Raw genomic sequence first — 19,318 nt, 5'->3', positions numbered from 1 at the left:
TTACAAACAACATACAAATAAGGAAAATATAGAATGGCTAAGGGGCAATCTTTGCAAGATCCGTTCTTGAACGCTTTGCGTCGTGAACGTGTTCCGGTTTCGATTTATTTGGTGAACGGTATTAAGTTGCAAGGTCAGATCGAATCTTTCGATCAGTTCGTGATTTTGTTGAAAAACACGGTAAGTCAGATGGTTTATAAGCACGCCATCTCTACAGTTGTTCCCTCTCGCCCAGTCTCTCACCATAGCAACAATCCAGGCGGCAGCAACAACTATCACGGTAGTAACACGACTGCTCAGCAGCAGTCGCAGGAAGCTGATGACGCCGAATAAGGCGTATTGTCAATTCACCACGGCGCGGGAGAGCTGGACGCATCGCTCGGCTCCTTCGCTGTGGTGTTTTTTGCTCGTTTGAGAGGTTACTCGCTTGTTTGACCGTTATGAATCAGGTGAACGGGCCATATTAGTTCATATTTTCTTTTCGCAAGATAGAGATACAGAAGATCTACTGGAGTTTGAATCTCTGGTTTCTTCTGCCGGTATTGAGTCCTTGCAGGTTGTTACTGGCAGCCGTAAGGCGCCTCACCCCAAGTATTTTGTCGGGGAAGGCAAAGCTGAAGAAATTGCTCAGGTAGTAAAAGAAACGGGCGCGTTTGTCGTGCTGTTTGATCATGCGTTGACGCCAGCTCAGGAACGTAACCTGGAGCGTTTGTGCGAGTGTCGGGTGATTGACCGTACCGGACTGATTTTAGATATTTTTGCCCAGCGTGCGCGTACGCACGAGGGGAAATTACAGGTAGAACTGGCACAGCTGCGCCACCTTGCGACCCGACTGGTTCGCGGCTGGACGCACCTTGAGCGTCAGAAAGGCGGTATCGGTTTACGTGGCCCGGGTGAAACCCAGCTTGAAACCGACCGTCGTTTATTGCGTAACCGTATCACGCAGATATTATCGCGTCTTGAGCGGGTAGAAAAACAGCGTGAACAGGGGCGGCGTTCGCGGGTCCGTGCTGATGTCCCTACCGTTTCGCTGGTGGGCTACACCAACGCCGGTAAATCCACGCTGTTTAACAAGATTACATCGGCGGGCGTTTATGCCGCCGATCAGTTATTTGCCACACTGGATCCAACATTGCGCCGCATTGAAGTGGATGATGTGGGTGATACAGTGCTGGCGGATACCGTAGGTTTTATCCGGCAGTTGCCCCACGATTTGGTGGCTGCGTTTAAGGCTACATTACAGGAAACACGTCAGGCCTCGCTGCTGCTGCACGTTGTTGATGCCGCCGATCCTCGTCTTGACGAGAACATCGACGCGGTTCATGACGTATTGGCGGAAATTGAGGCGGACGAAATACCTGCGCTGTTGGTAATGAACAAGATTGATATGCTGGATGATTTCGTTCCGCGTATCGATCGCAACGAAGAGAATCTACCGGTACGGGTCTGGCTTTCAGCACAGACCGGCGACGGTATTCCGTTGCTATTTCAGGCATTGACTGAGCGGCTTTCCGGGGAAATCGCACAACATACCTTGCATCTTCCCCCGCAGGCAGGACGCTTGCGTAGTCGTTTTTACCAGCTTCAGGCAATAGAAAAAGAATGGATTGAAGAGGATGGGCAAATTGGTTTGGTTATTCGTATGCCGATTGCTGACTGGCGCCGCCTCTGCAAAAAAGAGCAGGAACTGATGGACTATATTGTCTGATTTGACTGGTATAAACAGTCTGAGCGGTGAAATAGTCTGACGGACTCTGGGATATTGAACCTGAAGAACACCTATCATAAAGAATGGAGCTAAAACATGGCGTGGAATCAGCCCGGTAATAACGGACAAGACCGCGACCCGTGGGGGAGCAGCAGCAATAATGGCGGCAACTCTGGCGGAAATAACAATAAAGGTGGCCGAGATCAGGGGCCTCCGGATCTGGACGACATCTTCCGTAAGCTGAGCAAAAAACTCGGCGATCTGGGTGGCGGTAAAGGTTCAGGCTCAAGCAACAGCGGAAATTCTGGCGGCCCAGCACTGGGTGGCCGGATCGTCGGTATCGCTGCCGTCGCTGCGGTTGTCATCTGGGCTGCTACTGGTTTCTATACCATTAAAGAAGCGGAACGCGGTGTCGTCACGCGTTTTGGTAAATTCAGCCACTTGGTCGGACCCGGTCTTAACTGGAAACCGACCTTCATCGACTCAGTTCGCGCGGTGAACGTTGAATCGGTGCGTGAATTGGCGACGTCGGGCGTGATGTTGACGTCAGATGAAAACGTCGTGCGCGTTGAAATGAACGTGCAGTATCGTGTCACGCAGCCAGAACAATATCTGTTCAGTGTAACCAATGCTGATGACAGCCTGCGTCAGGCAACTGACAGCGCGCTGCGCGGCGTTATTGGTAAGTACACGATGGACAAAATTTTGACGGAAGGCCGTACCATTGTGCGTACGGATACTCAGCGTGTACTGGAAGAAACCGTTCGTCCGTACAACATGGGTATCACGCTGCTGGACGTCAACTTCCAGACCGCGCGCCCGCCGGAAGAAGTAAAGGCTGCGTTTGATGATGCGATTGCCGCACGTGAAAACGAACAGCAATATATTCGTGAAGCGGAAGCCTACGCGAACGAAGTGCAGCCGCGTGCTAACGGTCAGGCGCAGCGTATTCTGGAAGAGTCTCGCGCTTATAAAACCCGTACCATTCTGGAAGCTCAGGGTGAAGTTGCCCGTTTTGCCAGAATATTACCGGAATATAAAGCGGCACCGGAAATCACCCGTGAACGTCTGTATATCGAAACGATGGAACGCGTACTGAGCCATACCCGTAAAGTTCTGGTCAATGACAAGGGGGGCAACCTGATGGTGCTGCCGTTGGATCAGATGCTGCGTGGACAAGGCGGTGAAAATACGCAAAGCAATAACAGTAGCAGCGCTAACCCACTGCGTCTGCCCACTGGCAGCAGCGGTGCAGCGAATAGCAACCAGACGCGCAGCAGTAATAATGGAAATATCATGGATCAGCGCAGAGCAAATGCGCAGCGTGATGACTTCACTCGAGTAGGGAGAGAATAATCGATGCGTAAGCCCTTACTATTTATCCTGATCCTGGTACTGATGGTGGTCTATGCGTCACTGTTTGTGGTGCAGGAAGGCCAGCGCGGCATTGTGATGCGTTTTGGCAAAGTATTGCGTGATGACGACAACAAACCGCTGATTTATGCGCCGGGATTGCAGTTCAAGATTCCGTTTATCGATTCAGTGAAAATGCTGGATGCGCGTATTCAGACCATGGAAAACCAGGCTGACCGCTTTATCACTAAAGAGCAGAAAGACCTGATTGTCGATTCCTACCTGAAATGGCGTATCAGCGATTTCAGCCGCTACTATCTGGCAACGGGCGGTGGTGACATCTCTCAGGCGGAAGTGCTGCTGAAACGTAAGTTCAGTGACCGTCTGCGTTCTGAGATTGGTCGTCTGGATGTGAAAGGCATTGTTACCGACTCGCGCGGTCAACTGATGTCTGACGTACGTGAAGCACTGAATACAGGTACCGGTGAAACGACCGAGGCCGATAATGCGATTGCTTCTGCGGCTGCACGCGTCGAGAAAGAGACGACGAGCAACGAACCTCACATCAACCCTAACAGTATGGCTGCGCTGGGTATTGAGGTTATCGATGTGCGAATTAAGCAAATCAACCTGCCAACTGAAGTGTCTGACGCGATTTACCAACGTATGCGTGCAGAGCGTGAAGCGGTAGCACGTCGCCATCGTTCACAAGGTCAGGAAGAAGCTGAAAAACTGAAAGCGGCGGCAGACTATGAAGTCACCCGTACGCTGGCAGAAGCGGAGCGTCAGGGCCGAATGTCCCGCGGTGAAGGGGATGCTGAAGCCGCGAAACTGTTTGCTAACGCATTCAGTGAAGATCCTGATTTCTACGCTTTCGTTCGTAGCCTGCGCGCGTACGAAAACAGCTTCAGTAATAATCAGGACGTCATGGTTCTCAGCCCGGATAGCGACTTCTTCCGCTACATGAAGTCACCGGACAGCAGCATGGTACCACGCCGCTGATAGTCATTAACTGACGTCTCACCAAGCCCGGGTTCTTTCTCCGGGCTTTTTTTTGCCGTTTTCTGGCAGAGAGATATCCAAAGGGTTGGTCCTGCTCGAACCTGATGCGGGGAAAAGGGGTTGTTATGAATTCAACGATTTGGCTGGCGCTTGGGCTGGTTTTGGTGCTTGAAGGGCTGGGGCCGCTGCTGTTTCCTCGTCTCTGGCGACGTATGATTTTGGGAATAGCGCTGTTGCCGGATAATATTTTGCGCCGTTTTGGCGGCGGAATAGTTGTTGTAGGGTGCGTGATCTACTACATGTTGCGTACCCGGATGGGTGGCTAAAATTAAGCGGAAAAATGTGCGCAATCGTGTGCTAAAAGTACTGAAAGCATCCAAATGAGATGGTAGAATCCTTTTTTAAGCAACCTGGTGATTCTTGAAATGGGTAAGAACGTCGTCGTACTGGGCACCCAATGGGGTGACGAAGGTAAAGGCAAGGTCGTTGACCTGCTGACTGAACGGGCTAAATATGTTGTGCGCTATCAGGGTGGACACAACGCTGGCCACACGCTGGTTATCAACGGTGAAAAAACCGTCCTTCATTTAATTCCTTCTGGCATTCTGCGTGAAAATGTTGTCAGCATCATCGGTAACGGTGTTGTGCTGGCGCCTGACGCATTGATGAAAGAAATGACGGAGCTTGAAGCGCGTGGCGTCCCGGTACGCGAACGTCTGCTGCTTTCTGAAGCCTGTCCGTTAATCCTGCCTTATCACGTCGCGTTAGATAACGCGCGTGAAAAAGCGCGTGGTGCGAAAGCAATTGGTACGACTGGCCGCGGTATCGGTCCTGCGTATGAAGATAAAGTTGCTCGCCGTGGCCTGCGCGTTGGCGATCTGTTTGATAAAGAAACCTTTGCTGTCAAACTGAAAGAGATCGTCGAATACCATAACTTCCAGCTGGTTAACTACTATAAAGCGGATGCCGTCGACTACCAAAAAGTGCTGGACGACGTGTTGGCGATTGCCGATATTCTGACCGCAATGGTTGTTGATGTTTCCGATCTGCTGTACAAAGCGCACCTGCGTGGCGACTTCGTCATGTTTGAAGGCGCGCAGGGTACACTGCTGGATATCGACCACGGTACTTATCCGTACGTGACCTCCTCAAACACCACTGCGGGCGGCGTTGCTACCGGTTCTGGTCTGGGTCCACGCTATGTAGATTACGTACTGGGTATCGTTAAAGCTTATTCTACTCGTGTAGGTGCAGGTCCATTCCCGACTGAACTGTTCGAAGACGTGGGCGAGCACCTGTCTCAGAAAGGTAACGAGTTTGGCGCGACAACGGGTCGTCGTCGTCGTACTGGCTGGCTGGATGCGGTTGCCGTACGTCGTGCAGTACAGATCAACTCGCTGTCTGGTTTCTGCCTGACTAAGCTGGATGTTCTGGACGGCCTGAAAGAAATTAAAATCTGCGTAGGCTATCGTTTGCCGAATGGCAGTGAAGTGGATACCACTCCGCTGGCTGCTGAAGGCTGGGAAGGTCTTGAGCCGATTTACGAAACGATGCCAGGCTGGTCTGAAAGCACGTTTGGCGTGAAAGATCACAGCAAACTGCCGCAGGCTGCGCTGAACTACATCAAACGTATCGAAGAAATCACGGGTGTGCCGATTGATATTATTTCTACCGGCCCAGACCGTAGCGAAACGATGGTGTTGCGCGATCCGTTCGACGCTTGATTTTGCCACCCTTAATGGGTGATGCGAATATGAAAAAGGACGGGATTCCCGTCCTTTTTGCTATCTACTGTTTAACCGTTGCGATGTGCACGACAACGGCTTCCACCTGTTATTCCTGAACTGCCTTCGCCTTCTGCGCTTTGTTCTTCAGGCCATCCAGCAGCTTATTGTGGATGTTGCTGAACCCGCCGTTGCTCATCACCAGAATATGGTCGCCAGGCTGTGCGGTCTTGACGATATTTTCTACCAATGTGTCAATATCCGCGCTCCAGTGAGCGGGCTGTACGCAGGCTTCCGCGACTTCTACGACCTGCCACGGAATATGTGCGGGCTGGAATAGGAAAACTTCATCGGCGCGACCTAATGACGGCGCCAGTTCATTTTTGCACATTCCCAATTTCATGGTGTTCGAACGAGGCTCAAGTACGGCCAGAATACGAGCCGTGCCGCCAACCTTGCTACGTAGCGCTGACAGCGTCGCCAGAATCGCAGTCGGATGGTGCGCAAAATCGTCATAAACGGTGACGCCATGCTCTGTACCTCGTAATTCAAGGCGGCGGCGCGCGTTGATAAACCCACCCAGCGCGCGGCAAGCATCAGCGGGTAGCACGCCGACGTGGTGCGCGGCAGCGATGGCCATCAGCCCGTTATGCATGTTGTGTTCACCCACCAGCTTCCAGTGGACTTCACCGACGAGTTCTTTATTCAGGTAAACCTGATATTGGCTGGCATCGGTCGACACTTTTTGTGCCCGCCATGTGCCTTCTTCGCCGACCAGTTCCTGTTCACTCCAGCATCCCATTCCCATCACCTGTTTGAGGTTAAGGTCGTTGGTTGGCAGGATGATTTTCCCGCTGCCCGGCACCAGTCGCACAAGGTGATGGAACTGTTTCTGAATGGCTTTCAGATCGTCAAAGATGTCGGCGTGATCGAACTCAAGATTGTTGAGCACCAGCGTTCTTGGGCAGTAGTGTACGAATTTGGAACGCTTGTCGAAGAATGCACAATCATATTCATCGGCTTCGAGCACCATGAACGGGCTGTCACCCAAGCGTGCGGAAACGGTGAAGTTGCCGGGAACGCCACCGATCACAAAGCCGGGCTGGTAGCCGCAATCTTCCAGAATCCAGGTGACCATCCCCGCCGTGGTGGTTTTGCCATGCGTTCCTGCAACGGCAATCACCCAGCGATCGCGCAGCACATAATCATGCAGCCACTGTGGACCAGAAACATAAGGTAATCCCTGTTCCAGTACGGCCTCTACACACGGGTTTCCGCGCGTCATCGCATTACCGATGATGACCAAATCAGGCGCGGGGCTAAGCTGTGCCGGATCGTAGCCCTGAATCAGCGTGATTCCCTGTTCTTCAAGTAAGGTACTCATGGGGGGATAAACATTTGCATCTGAGCCTGTGACGTCATGCCCCAGCGAACGAGCAAGCAGGGCAAGGCCACCCATAAAGGTGCCGCAGATACCTAAAATATGAATACGCATACATTTTCCATCTTCACAGTGAGTCTGCGTCACATTCTAACGCTATGAATCCGCCATAAGAAATGGATTTGACTAGGTACTCACTTTCTCTTTGGGCTACACTGCATGCGCAAACGTTGGCGGTGCAGAAATGAAACCGCTTTTCATCCGTAGATTCTGGAATAGTGTTATGAAAACGTTAGGCGAATTTATCGTCGAAAAACAGCACGATTTCTCTCACGCCACAGGTGAGCTTACCGCGCTGCTGTCTGCTATTAAACTGGGTGCCAAGATTATTCACCGTGATATCAATAAAGCGGGTTTGGTTGATATCCTGGGAGCCAGCGGTATTTCTAATGTTCAGGGCGAAGTACAGATGAAGCTCGATCTGTATGCCAATGAGAAACTGAAAGCTGCATTAAAAGCGCGTGGTGAAGTGGCAGGTATCGCCTCCGAAGAAGAAGACGAAATTGTTATCTTTGAAGGTGATAAGGCGGAAAATGCCAAGTATGTGGTTCTGATGGATCCGCTGGACGGCTCATCGAATATTGATGTGAACGTCTCCGTCGGTACGATTTTCTCTATTTATCGCCGTATTACGCCGCTGGGAACGTCAGTCACGGAAGCTGACTTCTTACAGCCGGGTAGTCAGCAGGTTGCTGCGGGCTACATCGTTTACGGTTCTTCTACCATGCTGGTGTACACCACGGGTCACGGCGTTCACGCCTTTACCTACGATCCGTCGCTCGGTGTATTCTGTCTCTCGCATGAAAAAGTTTGCTTCCCGGAAAAAGGGAATATGTATTCCATCAACGAAGGGAACTACATCAAGTTTCCTGTCGGCGTGAAGAAATACATCAAATACTGTCAGGAGCAGGATGAAGAGACGCAGCGTCCTTATACGTCGCGTTACATCGGTTCACTGGTGGCGGATTTCCACCGCAATCTGCTGAAAGGCGGGATTTACCTGTACCCGAGCACGGCGAGCTATCCGAAAGGCAAACTGCGTTTGCTGTACGAATGCAACCCGATGGCGTTTCTGGCGGAGCAGGCGGGCGGCAAGGCCAGCGACGGTAAAAACCGTATTCTGGATATCACGCCAGAGAAACTGCATCAGCGTTCACCGTTCTTCGTAGGAACAGAATCCATGGTTGATGACGTCGAACGTTTCATCCGTGAATTCCCAGACGCCTAATTACATTAATTAGTCGTTAATGCTAATTAGTCATCAATATAGTCCCGTGTGGTCGGATCCTCGGCTACACGGGATTGTCTTTTAAAGCTGTGCTTCGAACCAGCTCTCCAGAATAATCACTGCAGAAGCCGCGTCTACGCTACCTTTATCCAACGCTTTAAAGCCACCGCGCTCGAAGAGATCGGCACGCGCTTCCACCGTACTCAAGCGTTCATCGTGTAACTCAATAGCGACGCCAAAACGGCCATGCAGCCGGTTCGCGAACTTCCGCGCCCGTGCTGTCAGCGGTTGCTCTGTGCCATCCATGTTGAGGGGCAGGCCGACGACGACCAAATCGGGCTGCCATTCTGACAACAGCTTCTCCACTTTTTGCCAGTCGGGTATTCCTTCCTGCGCCTTGAACGAGGTCAGTGCGCGTGCCGTACCGGTAATCTCCTGACCGATAGCGACACCGATACTTTTTGTCCCAAAATCAAAGGCAAGAATGGTTCTGCTGGCCATCAGGCATGCCCTGCTTCGGTGGAGATATTATGAATATCGATGCCCAATTTTCTAGCCGCCGCCCGCCAGCGTTCGGCAATCGGCGTGTGGAACAGAATCTCTTTATCGGCTGGCGTCGTCAGCCAGGCGTTCTCCAGCAGTTCTTCTTCCAGTTGGCCGTTCTCCCAGGCGGAATAGCCTAAGGCGACCAGCGTATTTTTTGGCTGGTTAGGCGTACCCAACGTTTCCAGCACGTCTTTGGACGTGGTGATCATCGTGTCCTCAGAAATACTGATGCTGGAACCAAAGCCGGGGCAGGGCGTATGCAGAATAAAGCCACGATCGTCCGCCAGTGGACCGCCTATGAAGACGGGTTTATCCAATCGAATGGCAGGATCGCGCGGTGTCGGGTCTATTTTTAGCTTTTTCAGCACATTTTCCACGGAAAACTGATCCATCGGTTTGTTGATGATCAGCCCCATGGCTCCGTCTTCATTATGTTCGCAGATATAGACCACCGAACGTTTAAATACAGAGTCCTGTAGTGCTGGCATAGCAATGAGGAAGTGATGCTGTAAATTCATTGTGTATTTTAATCGATATCCGTCAGCGTTGGAGAAACGGCCCGTATTGCGCGGGCCGGGTGGCGTGTCAGGTGTCTCTGGTCTTAGCGAGTACGTGCAGCCAGACGTTTTTCAATGGCGTCCATCAGCATGCCAGTGATGGAAACATCTGGGTAAGCCGCTTCGATTTCACGCACGCAGGTTGGGCTGGTGACGTTAATTTCTGTCAGGCGGTCGCCGATAATATCCAGACCGACGAAAATCAGGCCTTTGGCTTTTAGCGTCGGAGCAACGTCTCGGGCAATTTTCCAGTCGCTTTCGGTCAGCGGACGCGCTTCGCCGCGCCCACCGGCTGCCAGATTGCCGCGTGTCTCACCACTTTTCGGGATACGCGCCAGGCAGTAAGGCACGGGTTCGCCATCAACCACCAGTACGCGTTTGTCGCCATCTTTAATTGCAGGCAGATAGTTTTGCGCCATGCAGTAGCGGGTCGCGTGTTCGGTCAGCGTTTCGATAATGACCGAGACGTTAGCATCATCCTGCTTCAAACGGAAAATAGACGCACCGCCCATGCCGTCCAGCGGTTTGAGAATGACGTCGCCGTGTTTTTCATGGAACTGACGCAGTTTGTCTGCACGACGCGTAACCAGCGTATCAGGAGTCAGATGCGGGAACCAGGCGGTGAACAGCTTCTCGTTGCAATCACGCAGGCTCTGCGGCTTGTTGACAATGAGCGTGCCTTTCTCTTCCGCTCGTTCCAGAATATAGGTGGCGTAGATGAACTCCGTATCGAACGGCGGATCTTTACGCATCAGCACCACATCCAGCTCTTCCAGCGCGATATCCTGCTCGCCGGAGAAATCGTACCAGCCGTCGTAATCGTACTGGACGCTCAGGCGACGCGTTGTTGCACGCGCTACGCCCGCATGCATATAGAGATCGTTCATCTCCATATAATGCAGTTCCCAACCACGGCGCTGTGCTTCCAGCAGCATGGCAAAGCTGGTGTCTTTCTTGATATTGATGGTGTCAATCGGGTCCATCACGATACCGAGTTTGATCATTCTTTTCTCCTTTACCCCAAATCGCCGAAACGTACCTGTAAGGCGGTCATGGCGGTGAGTGCAGTGGTTTCTGTGCGCAAAACGCGTGGCCCCAACAGGATATCAGTGAATCCGTGTTCTGAGGTCATGGTAATTTCACCGGCGGTGAGTCCGCCTTCCGGGCCAATCAGTAGCCTGACCCGAGCGACCGGCAGTGGTAACGTATTGATACTCTGTGTGGCGCGTGGGTGCAGATTCAATTTCAACGCGTCGTCTTGTTCCGCACACCAGGCTTCCAGCGTCATCGCTGGCCGCACCAGCGGCACACAATTGCGGCCGGACTGTTCACAGGCGGCAACCGCAATTTTCTGCCACTGGCTAATTTTTTTCTCCATACGCTCGGCATCCAGTTTGACGCCACAGCGTTCAGAAAGCAGCGGAGTAATCACATTGACGCCCAGCTCGATGGATTTCTGAATGGTAAATTCCATCTTCTCGCCGCGCGACATCACCTGTCCCAGATGTAAATGTAGGGGCGATTCTTTATCTTCCAACTTACCTGCTGTGAAGCGAACGCGCACACTCTTTTTGCCAGCCGCGATGATTTCTGCATCAAAGACATGATTGCTGCCATCAAACAGCTGCAATGACTGACCCGTCGTCATGCGTAACACGCGACCCACATGATTGGCGGCATCGTCACTCAGTTCGGCTTCACCGCCGTTAAGGGAGAGTGTTTCGGGATGAAAAATGCGTGGTACTCGCATGCTGAATTAAGACCTTTGAATAAAATAGAGCGGCGCAGAAACGCCAGAAATAGGCAAAACCACCGTCATCTGACGGCGGTTACGCTGGAAACCGATTCGCTATAGTAGGTAGAGGAACTAGCGCTGGCAAGCCTGTTGAACGTAGGGATTTGGGTTTCCCTGTTTTGCGGCGATGCGCTGATTGCGGGTACATTCCCACTGGGTGACCGGGTATTGCTTATCCCAGGCTTCGAACAGCTGGGTTTGCTGGCTGGAAAGGCGTAACTGATAGCGGTCACGCATGTAGAAATAGGTGCGAGCGATCTGGCCGCGAGCGCGAGCGGGCGGTTCTGCCAGATTGTTTTTGAAATCGACCTTCATCTCGCATTGACCATACTGAGATGCGCCACCGTTCCATTGTCCATACATGGCATTGCCGCGATCGCCATTTACCTCGCCGATAGCAGGTTGCAGGTTATGCAAATCGGTTTCCATCTCGCGGTAGACAGGGTCGCTGTTACAGTTTTTTCTGCCGCCATCCTGCCAGCACTGACGCTGGTGGCCGAACTGCCAGGCCGGTACAACGTGCTCCCACTCGATACGGCTGGCACGCTGCTCATTTTTCCTCACCTGATAACCACAGGATTCAAGGTCGGGCGTGCCTTTCTTGCCCTGCCACGTAATCTTGCAGCCACAGTAGAACGAACCCGGCGCATCGCGATTAATATCGACAGCGGCGGCCTTTGCCTGCGAAAAATTATTGATGTTTTGACCCAGCGCGGCAGCCGAAAACAGACCCGCGCCTACGGCGGCGATAGCGAGAATTTTGCGTAGCATATTCCAAATAATCCACAGGCTGTAAAGTTGGCAGACTACCGGATGTCTCGTCGACAGGCAAATGCAAAAGCAGTTTTTAAAACTGGAAATTCCCTTTTAAATAGAACTTTTTACATCATGACGTAAGGTTTTCCCGCAACGACGGCAGCGATATTCTGTTTCGCCGCGTAGCACCCGATTGTGCCGGCGGATCGTTAGCTCATGCTGTTGGCAATCGCACAGGTAGGTGAAGGTTTTCCCCTGTACGGATTGCACCGCAAACCGATGCGTACGTTTTGCCGGGACGTGCAGGACGTTTTCCATCATCCAGCGCCATTCCTTGCCATGCGGTGCGACACGGCCAAAGCGGGCGTAGACCAGCAGATGGGCCAGTTCATGGGGAACCACTTCATCGATAAAGGCCTGCTGATTTTCCTGCAACAAGACGGGATTCAGTCGAATTTCCCAGTGTTGCAGCCAGGCCGTTCCTGCCGTTGAACCGCGTTGTTGGTAATTTACTGCTGGCTCGGTGTAGTTCGTTTGCAAAGTGAGGTTAGCCTGCTGCAATTTATCACGCAGGCAGCGCATCACAGCCTGATGGCTGGCAATGGGGATTCGGGGTGTGTTCATTACTGTGAGCATAAATTGAGTGGCGGGGATACGCAATAGGGAAACTGGGGCGAAATATTCAGGGTGCTAGAATGAAAAACGGCGAATTTTCATTCGCCGTTTGGTGTTTATTGAGTCGCCAAATTACAGGCCAGCAGCTTCGCGCAGCTCTGCGGCTTTGTCCGTTTTTTCCCAAGGGAAATGTTCGCGGCCAAAGTGACCATAGGCTGCTGTTTCCTGATAAATCGGATGCAGCAGATCCAGCATTTGGATTAAGCCGTAAGGACGCAGATCGAAGAATTCACGCACCAGCAGCGTCAGTTGCTCGGTGGACACTTTCTCTGTGCCGAAGGTTTCGATCATGATAGAGGTGGGTTCTGCCACGCCGATAGCGTAGGACACCTGAATCTCGCAGCGATCGGCCAGGCCAGCCGCAACGATATTCTTGGCAACATAGCGCGCAGCATAGGCAGCAGAACGGTCTACTTTAGACGGATCCTTACCGGAGAACGCACCGCCACCGTGACGTGCCGCGCCGCCGTAGGTATCAACGATGATTTTACGACCCGTCAGGCCGCAGTCACCCATTGGGCCGCCGATAACAAAGCGTCCGGTTGGGTTGATGAAATATTTGGTATTGGCAGACAGCCACTCTGCAGGCAGAACCGGTTTGATGATCTCCTCCATCACCGCTTCATGCAGATCTTTCTGGCTGATGTCCTCTGAATGCTGGGTAGACAGCACCACGGCATCAATGCCAGCAATCTTGCCATCGTCGTACAGGAACGTAACCTGGCTTTTCGCGTCCGGGCGCAGCCACGGCAGAGAGCCGCTCTTGCGGACTTCTGATTGGCGCTGAACCAGACGGTGCGCATAAGTCACAGGTGCGGGCATCAGGACGTCGGTTTCGTTGGTCGCGTAGCCGAACATCAGACCCTGATCGCCTGCGCCTTGTTCCAGCGGATCGCGGCGGTCAACGCCCTGATTGATGTCAGGAGACTGCTTGCCAATCGCGCTCAGTACGGCGCAAGAGTTGGCATCAAAGCCCATTTCGGAATTGACATAACCGATATCACGCACGGTACGGCGGGTAATTTCTTCAATATCGACCCAGGCGCTGGTGGTAATTTCACCACCGACTAACACCATGCCGGTCTTTACATAAGTCTCACAAGCGACACGCGCTTTTGGGTCTTGCTCCAGAATGGCGTCGAGAACCGCATCAGAAATCTGGTCAGCAATTTTATCAGGATGTCCTTCAGAGACTGACTCGGACGTAAAAAGGTGTTTAGCCATGAGTTTCTTTACCTTCAAATCAAAGCCGTTAAGCAGTGTATCAGTTAATCGGTATAGACGGATTAACATCTGGATGGCTATTTTAGGTCACCTTTTGGTCTCAGTGCCAGTAGTTTTTCGCATTAGCGAACCATCGTCCTTTTATCATCGGCCGTTTTTTCTTTTACAAGAGATGACTAGCGGTAATTTTCATTTTGCTTTTCCAGCAGCATGTAGGTATAAACGGCGAGCGGTGATGCAACCCGCGACATCTTGAATTTTTTATTGATAGCTGACCGCATAGCCTGCGGCGCACGTGGAGGTGGTAGGATTAATGATCCGTTGTTTACTGAGTATATTGCGTTCGCAATATGTCCCTTTTGACGCTACCGCGTCCGCGACTCAACCCTTCTTTTCCGTTTCTCGACGTTGCCTGTCTTTAAATTCGACACAGGACTCCAGGGCTGGTTAACCTGCCTGTTATTCTTTCTGCCAGAAGCGTTTAACGTTTTTCTGGTCACGTTCGCCCGGTGATTTTCACAACGAGTTTTATCGACCCGTAACACGGAGCCTGACAACGTGTTTTACACTAATAAGAGTAATAAAGTGACGGCATACTTCACTACGCCGGTTTTTTCACTGTCGATGCCGCATGTTGCAGGTATGCTCATGTGGGCTGTTTATTCAGGTACTGATGTGATCCGCAGTCCAGAAAAAGAAGAGGTTCGTTATGTCTGACGACATGATTCATCACGGCTCGTCAGCGACGGGTAAACATGAAAATTTGCGCTCTATGCAGGAGGTTGCCATGAATGACCGTAATGCCAGCGAAATGCTTCGTACTTACAATATTGCCTGGTGGGGCAATAATTACTATGACGTCAATGAACTCGGCCACATTAGCGTGTGCCCAGATCCTGACGTACCAGAAGCTCGCGTCGATCTGGCCAGATTGGTCAAAGATATGCAGAAAGATAATCATCAGCGCCTTCCTGCGCTGTTCTGCTTTCCGCAAATCCTTCAGCATCGCCTGCGTTCTATTAACGCTGCGTTTAAACAGGCCCGCGAATCGTTTGGTTATGAAGGCGGGTATTTTCTGGTTTATCCGATCAAGGTTAACCAGCATCGTCGCGTCATTGAGTCATTGGCTAATTCCGGTGAACCGTTAGGTCTGGAAGCCGGTTCAAAAGCGGAACTGATGGCAGTACTGGGCCACGCGGGCATGACCCGCACGGTGATTGTATGTAACGGCTACAAAGACCGTGAATACATCCGTCTGGCACTCATCGGTGAAAAGCTGGGCCACAAGGTTTATTTGGTCATCGAGAAGATGTCCGAAATTCGGCTGGTGCTGGAAGAAGCTGAGCGCTTGAATGTGGTGCCGCGCCTTGGTGTCCGTGCGCGTCTGGCTTCTCAGGGATCGGGCAAGTGGCAATCCAGCGGCGGTGAAAAATCCAAATTTGGCCTAGCGGCGGTCCAGGTGCTGCAACTGGTTGAGATGCTGCGTGAAGCAGGGCGGTTGGATAGCCTGCAACTGCTGCATTTCCATCTGGGATCGCAGTTGGCGAATATCCGTGATATCGCGACGGGCGTACGTGAATCCGCGCGCTTCTACGTTGAACTGCATAAGTTGGGTGTAAATATCCAGTGTTTCGACGTCGGTGGTGGATTGGGCGTGGATTATGAAGGCACGCGCTCTCAGTCCGATTGTTCAGTGAACTACGGCCTGAACGAATACGCCAACAACGTGATTTGGGGCATCGGTGATGCCTGTAATGAAAACGGGTTGCCACACCCGACGGTTATCACCGAATCTGGCCGGGCGGTAACCGCGCACCATACCGTGTTGGTTTCCAATATTATCGGGGTTGAACGCAACGAGTTCAGTGAACCTACAGAGCCGGAAGAAGGCGCTCCGCGTGCGCTGGAGAGCCTGTGGTCAACCTGGAAAGAAATCAAGCAGCCGGGAAAACGTCGTTCACTGCGTGAATGGCTGCACGACAGCCAGATGGATTTGCATGATGTACATACCCAATACACGCACGGCATGTTGGATCTGACGCAGCGCGCGAAAGCAGAGCAGCTTTATCTGAGCATCTGTCAGATGATTCAGGAACAGCTGGATCCGAGCAACCGTGCGCATCGGCCGGTAATTGATGAATTACAGGAGCGGATGGCTGACAAGCTGTATGTCAACTTCTCGCTGTTCCAATCCATGCCGGATGCATGGGGGATCGATCAGTTGTTCCCGGTAATGCCGTTGGAAGGGCTAAACAAGCCGCCTGAGCGTCGTGCTGTCGTGCTCGACATCACCTGTGATTCCGACGGCACGATCGATCATTATGTCGATGGTGACGGGATCGCGACGACGATGCCAATGCCGCCTTACGATCCAGAAAATCCGCCGCTGCTGGGCTTCTTTATGGTCGGTGCCTATCAGGAAATCCTGGGGAATATGCATAACCTGTTCGGCGATACGTCGACCGTTGACGTGTTTGTCTTCCAGGATGGCACCGTTGAGATTGAAGAGTCTGACGAAGGGAATACGGTTGCCGACATGCTGGAATATGTGCAGCTTGACCCCAAAGTGCTGATGACCCGTTTCCGCGATCAGGTCAAAGAAACCGACCTGGATACCGAACTTCAGGCGCAGTTCCTGGAGGAGTTTGAAAGCGGACTGTACGGCTATACTTATTTGGAAGATGAAGAATAAGCGTTGCTGAGTGAGTAAAAAGGGATGCGAGTGAGCATCCCTTTTTTCGTCTATCGCTTAGATAAGCGAATTACTCATATTGATATCGGCTGCTGGTTTTGGAAGGGAATCAAATTCTTCAATGACGCTGTCTTTGAAGATAATTTTGGCAATAAGCAGTAAAGAGTTTTTATCCTGAACGCCATATTTATTCAGTAATCGTGATTTGCTGTTCAGTACTGACTTCTTATTTAATCCGATGATATCGGCAATCGCTTCCGCTGTGTAGCCCGCACACCAATGCTGGAATACGGCATATTCAGATTTTGACAGTCTGACGGGACTGAATAAACGACGGTCGTGAAGGTGGACGAAATCGAGTAATTTATAAAAAGAATCGATGGCTGCTGACTTTGAAATAAGAATCGTTTTTTCGTCAATGCACACGGGAGGGTGATTGGGGGAATTATTGATGATAACGAACGACGACGCCATATTATAAAAGTGAGTTCTTATCGACTCGTAGTATTCCTCAAAGCCCTCGCTGCTACCGTCAATGATGAAAATACATTTCTTTTTTCCTTGCTGCAGCGTAAACCGGTTGACGGGTTTTATCGAGAGCATAGGGATACTCGATAGGATTTCCCGTAATCCTACCGTGGTAAAATTGCATTTACTGAAAATTCTCACATCCATGATTTTTAACACATATGAGTTTATTGTCTGAAAGTGGCCATAAACCAATAATCGCTGCTGATGTTATCCAGTTATTAAGAAATCGCGATCCTGAAATGCCTTTAAATCGCTAAAAGGTGGAGCCTCTAGAGAAACCTGCGGGCGCGACAACAGGTTTTATCATATATCTATATGATCAAACTGGAAAAATTTTTATTGGTTTAACATAGTATGCTTGATTTACTGGTTTATTTCTATCTTTAAATACAGGGGGTTACTCCATCATCCTTGTTTATTGCGACGTATGTCTCTGTACTAATCACGATGGCCTGTTTTTCCCTATGCCGCCACATTCGCGGAGTGCTGCTTCCAGCATCTGGAAATCTGCTGAGATTCGTTTCTTAAAAAGAGAACGGAAAGTAAATACGATTGAAAATAGCTATCTGTTTATATCTATTAATTCTTAAATCCTATCATTGTGAGGATAGAGGCGATTGGAGATAGCGGTTATGTAGCAGCTTACCGTGAATATGATGAGGATGATAGTGGTCGGATGACTAGCGGGCAATTGAGATTTTTTCAATTGCCCCAGTGTGTTCTTTGCGAGTAATCAGCGTGTGTGCTTATTTCTCGGCAGCGATACGCTCACGAATGTGTTTGGCGCGCCCTTCCGATGAAGGATGGGAATCGAACATGCTGCTCTCACGACCGGCATCAAGTTTGGCCAGTTTTTCAAAGCTGCTTGCCAGACCTTCCAGCTTGACGCCACGTTTCTTCAGCAGATCGAAGGAATAGTCATCTGCCTGCGTTTCCTGAGTTTGAGAGAATTGGGAATTAACCAGTTTTTCTCCCAGATCGGCGAGTTGAGACTGTGACAGGGACGCCGCTACGCCACCCGCAGAGCCAATGGCAGTACGTGCAGCCGTCGCCGCATAGGCAACCTGCATAGCTTTACGCGTGTGGCCCAGCGCAACGTGGCCAATTTCGTGGCCGAGAACGCCTTCCACTTCGTTGTCATTCATCATATCCATCAGGCCGCTGTATACGCGGATGCAACCGTTAGCCATTGCCCAGGCGTTGACGTCTTTTGTCAGATAAACCTTATAGTTGGCTGGTGTACCGTTGATGTCATGACCCAGAGCATCTGCAATTTTATTCAGGCGCTGTGTGTATTTGCTGTCGGCAGGGGCAATTTTTGCTTCTTTATCCATTTGCTCACAGGACTGGTTGCTGAGTGATTTAACATCAGCATCGCTGAGCGTTGCCGCTTGAAACGCCTGTGCGCCGGATTGCATTAAGGTATTGGTGTTTAAGTTCTGGCAGCCAGTCAGCAAGGTTGCTACACACAGCGCCAGTACAGAAGAACGAATAGCCATAAAAATCATCTCCATACGATTAATGTTTATTTTTTTAATACCAAAAAAGCGGCTATTAAGGTACTCGAAAACGACATTGATAAATAGATCGGAAAATCTGATTTGTATGCCTTCCTATATCTCGTCGACGATGAATTTTTGTTTTGGTGCGTTCCAAAAAGGCGCGGTTGATAGAGGTGAACCTGCTAGAAAACACGGCGTATAGCGCTGTAATCAACTGCATAATTGGCAAAAGAACCGCCATTGATTCGTCAGCCGATAAATCCCTGTTTTTTGCTCACGGTTCCATGTGCATTCCCTCTGCTTTTCATGTACATTTGTAATCATATTTATTTTGTCATTCTTGTTTAACTTGTTGATTTTAATGGTTATGCAAGAAGGGCAGTCGTTCAATCCGATCTGGAGTCAAGCATGTCCTCTCGTAAAGAACTTGCCAATGCTATCCGCGCGCTGAGCATGGATGGGGTGCAGAAAGCCAAATCCGGTCACCCGGGCGCACCGATGGGCATGGCCGATATCGCCGAAGTGCTGTGGCGCGATTATCTCAACCATAATCCGGCCAACCCTAACTGGGCCAACCGTGACCG

General features: G+C 51.1%; 20 protein-coding genes. 10 read left to right on the top strand and 10 right to left on the bottom strand.

Translation table 11 applies throughout. From position 1 onward, the window contains the following. Nucleotides 1–33: 33 nt before the first annotated feature. The 6 genes from hfq to BUB06_RS19670 all read left to right on the top strand — a co-directional run bounded on the left by hfq (nucleotide 34) and on the right by BUB06_RS19670 (nucleotide 5,787). Nucleotides 34–333, top strand: a complete 300-nt coding sequence (gene hfq / locus BUB06_RS19695; protein ID WP_010285823.1) for an RNA chaperone Hfq — start codon at nucleotides 34–36, stop codon at nucleotides 331–333. 94 nt (nucleotides 334–427) lie between these two features. Continuing rightward, entirely contained in the window at nucleotides 428–1,708 is a 1,281-nt protein-coding gene (gene hflX / locus BUB06_RS19690) for a ribosome rescue GTPase HflX (protein ID WP_010295442.1), read from the top strand. Nucleotides 1,709–1,804: 96 nt separating this feature from the next. Beyond that, entirely contained in the window at nucleotides 1,805–3,064 is a 1,260-nt protein-coding gene (gene hflK, locus BUB06_RS19685) for an FtsH protease activity modulator HflK (protein WP_010295440.1), read from the top strand. Between the two features lie 3 nt (nucleotides 3,065–3,067). Then, the gene (hflC, locus tag BUB06_RS19680; RefSeq protein ID WP_010295438.1) at nucleotides 3,068–4,063 is read left to right on the top strand and encodes a protease modulator HflC; all 996 of its coding nucleotides are present in this window, start codon (nucleotides 3,068–3,070) and stop codon (nucleotides 4,061–4,063) included. A gap of 125 nt (nucleotides 4,064–4,188) precedes the next feature. After that, nucleotides 4,189–4,389, top strand: a complete 201-nt coding sequence (locus tag BUB06_RS19675) for a DUF2065 family protein (protein WP_039475814.1) — start codon at nucleotides 4,189–4,191, stop codon at nucleotides 4,387–4,389. 99 nt (nucleotides 4,390–4,488) lie between these two features. Then, entirely contained in the window at nucleotides 4,489–5,787 is a 1,299-nt protein-coding gene (locus BUB06_RS19670; protein WP_010295433.1) for an adenylosuccinate synthase, read from the top strand. Between the two features lie 109 nt (nucleotides 5,788–5,896). Here the strand turns inward: BUB06_RS19670 and mpl are convergent, their stop codons facing one another. Continuing rightward, nucleotides 5,897–7,282: a UDP-N-acetylmuramate:L-alanyl-gamma-D-glutamyl-meso-diaminopimelate ligase gene (mpl, locus tag BUB06_RS19665; RefSeq protein WP_010295430.1), complete on the bottom strand. Its 1,386-nt coding sequence runs from the start codon at nucleotides 7,280–7,282 to the stop codon at nucleotides 5,897–5,899. Between the two features lie 169 nt (nucleotides 7,283–7,451). Between mpl and fbp the strand changes: the two genes are divergently transcribed. Beyond that, the gene (fbp, locus tag BUB06_RS19660) at nucleotides 7,452–8,456 is read left to right on the top strand and encodes a class 1 fructose-bisphosphatase (RefSeq protein ID WP_010285800.1); all 1,005 of its coding nucleotides are present in this window, start codon (nucleotides 7,452–7,454) and stop codon (nucleotides 8,454–8,456) included. Nucleotides 8,457–8,537: 81 nt separating this feature from the next. Here the strand turns inward: fbp and ruvX are convergent, their stop codons facing one another. The 7 genes from ruvX to metK form a co-directional block, all read right to left on the bottom strand. Next, on the bottom strand, nucleotides 8,538–8,957 hold the full coding sequence (gene ruvX / locus BUB06_RS19655) for a Holliday junction resolvase RuvX (RefSeq protein ID WP_010295429.1): 420 nt from the start codon (nucleotides 8,955–8,957) through the stop codon (nucleotides 8,538–8,540). Further along, nucleotides 8,957–9,520: a YqgE/AlgH family protein gene (locus BUB06_RS19650; protein WP_010295428.1), complete on the bottom strand. Its 564-nt coding sequence runs from the start codon at nucleotides 9,518–9,520 to the stop codon at nucleotides 8,957–8,959. Before BUB06_RS19650 ends, ruvX begins: the two co-directional genes overlap by 1 nt. A gap of 83 nt (nucleotides 9,521–9,603) precedes the next feature. Beyond that, nucleotides 9,604–10,563, bottom strand: coding sequence for a glutathione synthase (gene gshB, locus BUB06_RS19645; RefSeq protein WP_010285797.1), 960 nt, complete (start codon nucleotides 10,561–10,563; stop codon nucleotides 9,604–9,606). 11 nt (nucleotides 10,564–10,574) lie between these two features. Next, complete coding sequence (rsmE, locus tag BUB06_RS19640; protein ID WP_010295427.1) at nucleotides 10,575–11,309, bottom strand: 16S rRNA (uracil(1498)-N(3))-methyltransferase; 735 nt, start codon at nucleotides 11,307–11,309, stop codon at nucleotides 10,575–10,577. Nucleotides 11,310–11,426: 117 nt separating this feature from the next. Further along, a complete protein-coding gene (gene endA / locus BUB06_RS19635) occupies nucleotides 11,427–12,125 on the bottom strand; it encodes a deoxyribonuclease I (RefSeq protein ID WP_010295426.1) in 699 nt (232 codons plus the stop codon). A gap of 96 nt (nucleotides 12,126–12,221) precedes the next feature. After that, complete coding sequence (locus tag BUB06_RS19630; RefSeq protein WP_039475818.1) at nucleotides 12,222–12,734, bottom strand: SprT family zinc-dependent metalloprotease; 513 nt, start codon at nucleotides 12,732–12,734, stop codon at nucleotides 12,222–12,224. 123 nt (nucleotides 12,735–12,857) lie between these two features. Then, entirely contained in the window at nucleotides 12,858–14,009 is a 1,152-nt protein-coding gene (gene metK / locus BUB06_RS19625; protein WP_010295424.1) for a methionine adenosyltransferase, read from the bottom strand. 558 nt (nucleotides 14,010–14,567) lie between these two features. On the opposite strand from metK, the gene BUB06_RS22175 reads away from it, so the two are divergent. After that, complete coding sequence (locus tag BUB06_RS22175) at nucleotides 14,568–14,726, top strand: hypothetical protein (protein WP_165572335.1); 159 nt, start codon at nucleotides 14,568–14,570, stop codon at nucleotides 14,724–14,726. After that, nucleotides 14,719–16,701, top strand: coding sequence for a biosynthetic arginine decarboxylase (gene speA / locus BUB06_RS19620; RefSeq protein ID WP_039475820.1), 1,983 nt, complete (start codon nucleotides 14,719–14,721; stop codon nucleotides 16,699–16,701). The genes BUB06_RS22175 and speA overlap by 8 nt, the downstream gene beginning before the upstream one ends. A 57-nt stretch (nucleotides 16,702–16,758) precedes the next feature. Here the strand turns inward: speA and BUB06_RS19615 are convergent, their stop codons facing one another. Continuing rightward, nucleotides 16,759–17,304 carry a helix-turn-helix transcriptional regulator gene (locus BUB06_RS19615; protein WP_010295421.1) on the bottom strand — a complete coding sequence of 182 codons (546 nt, stop codon included), beginning with the start codon at nucleotides 17,302–17,304 and terminating at the stop codon, nucleotides 16,759–16,761. A gap of 674 nt (nucleotides 17,305–17,978) precedes the next feature. Then, on the bottom strand, nucleotides 17,979–18,731 hold the full coding sequence (loiP, locus tag BUB06_RS19610; protein ID WP_039283589.1) for a metalloprotease LoiP: 753 nt from the start codon (nucleotides 18,729–18,731) through the stop codon (nucleotides 17,979–17,981). A gap of 411 nt (nucleotides 18,732–19,142) precedes the next feature. Between loiP and BUB06_RS19605 the strand changes: the two genes are divergently transcribed. Next, nucleotides 19,143–19,318 (top strand): hypothetical protein (locus tag BUB06_RS19605; protein WP_175552176.1); only part of this gene is annotated, 176 nt, incomplete at its 3' end.

The sequence above is a fragment of the Pectobacterium carotovorum genome, from assembly GCF_900129615.1.
GTDB classification, from domain to species: domain Bacteria; phylum Pseudomonadota; class Gammaproteobacteria; order Enterobacterales; family Enterobacteriaceae; genus Pectobacterium; species Pectobacterium carotovorum.
This window is presented reverse-complemented; position numbering and strand designations above follow the sequence as displayed.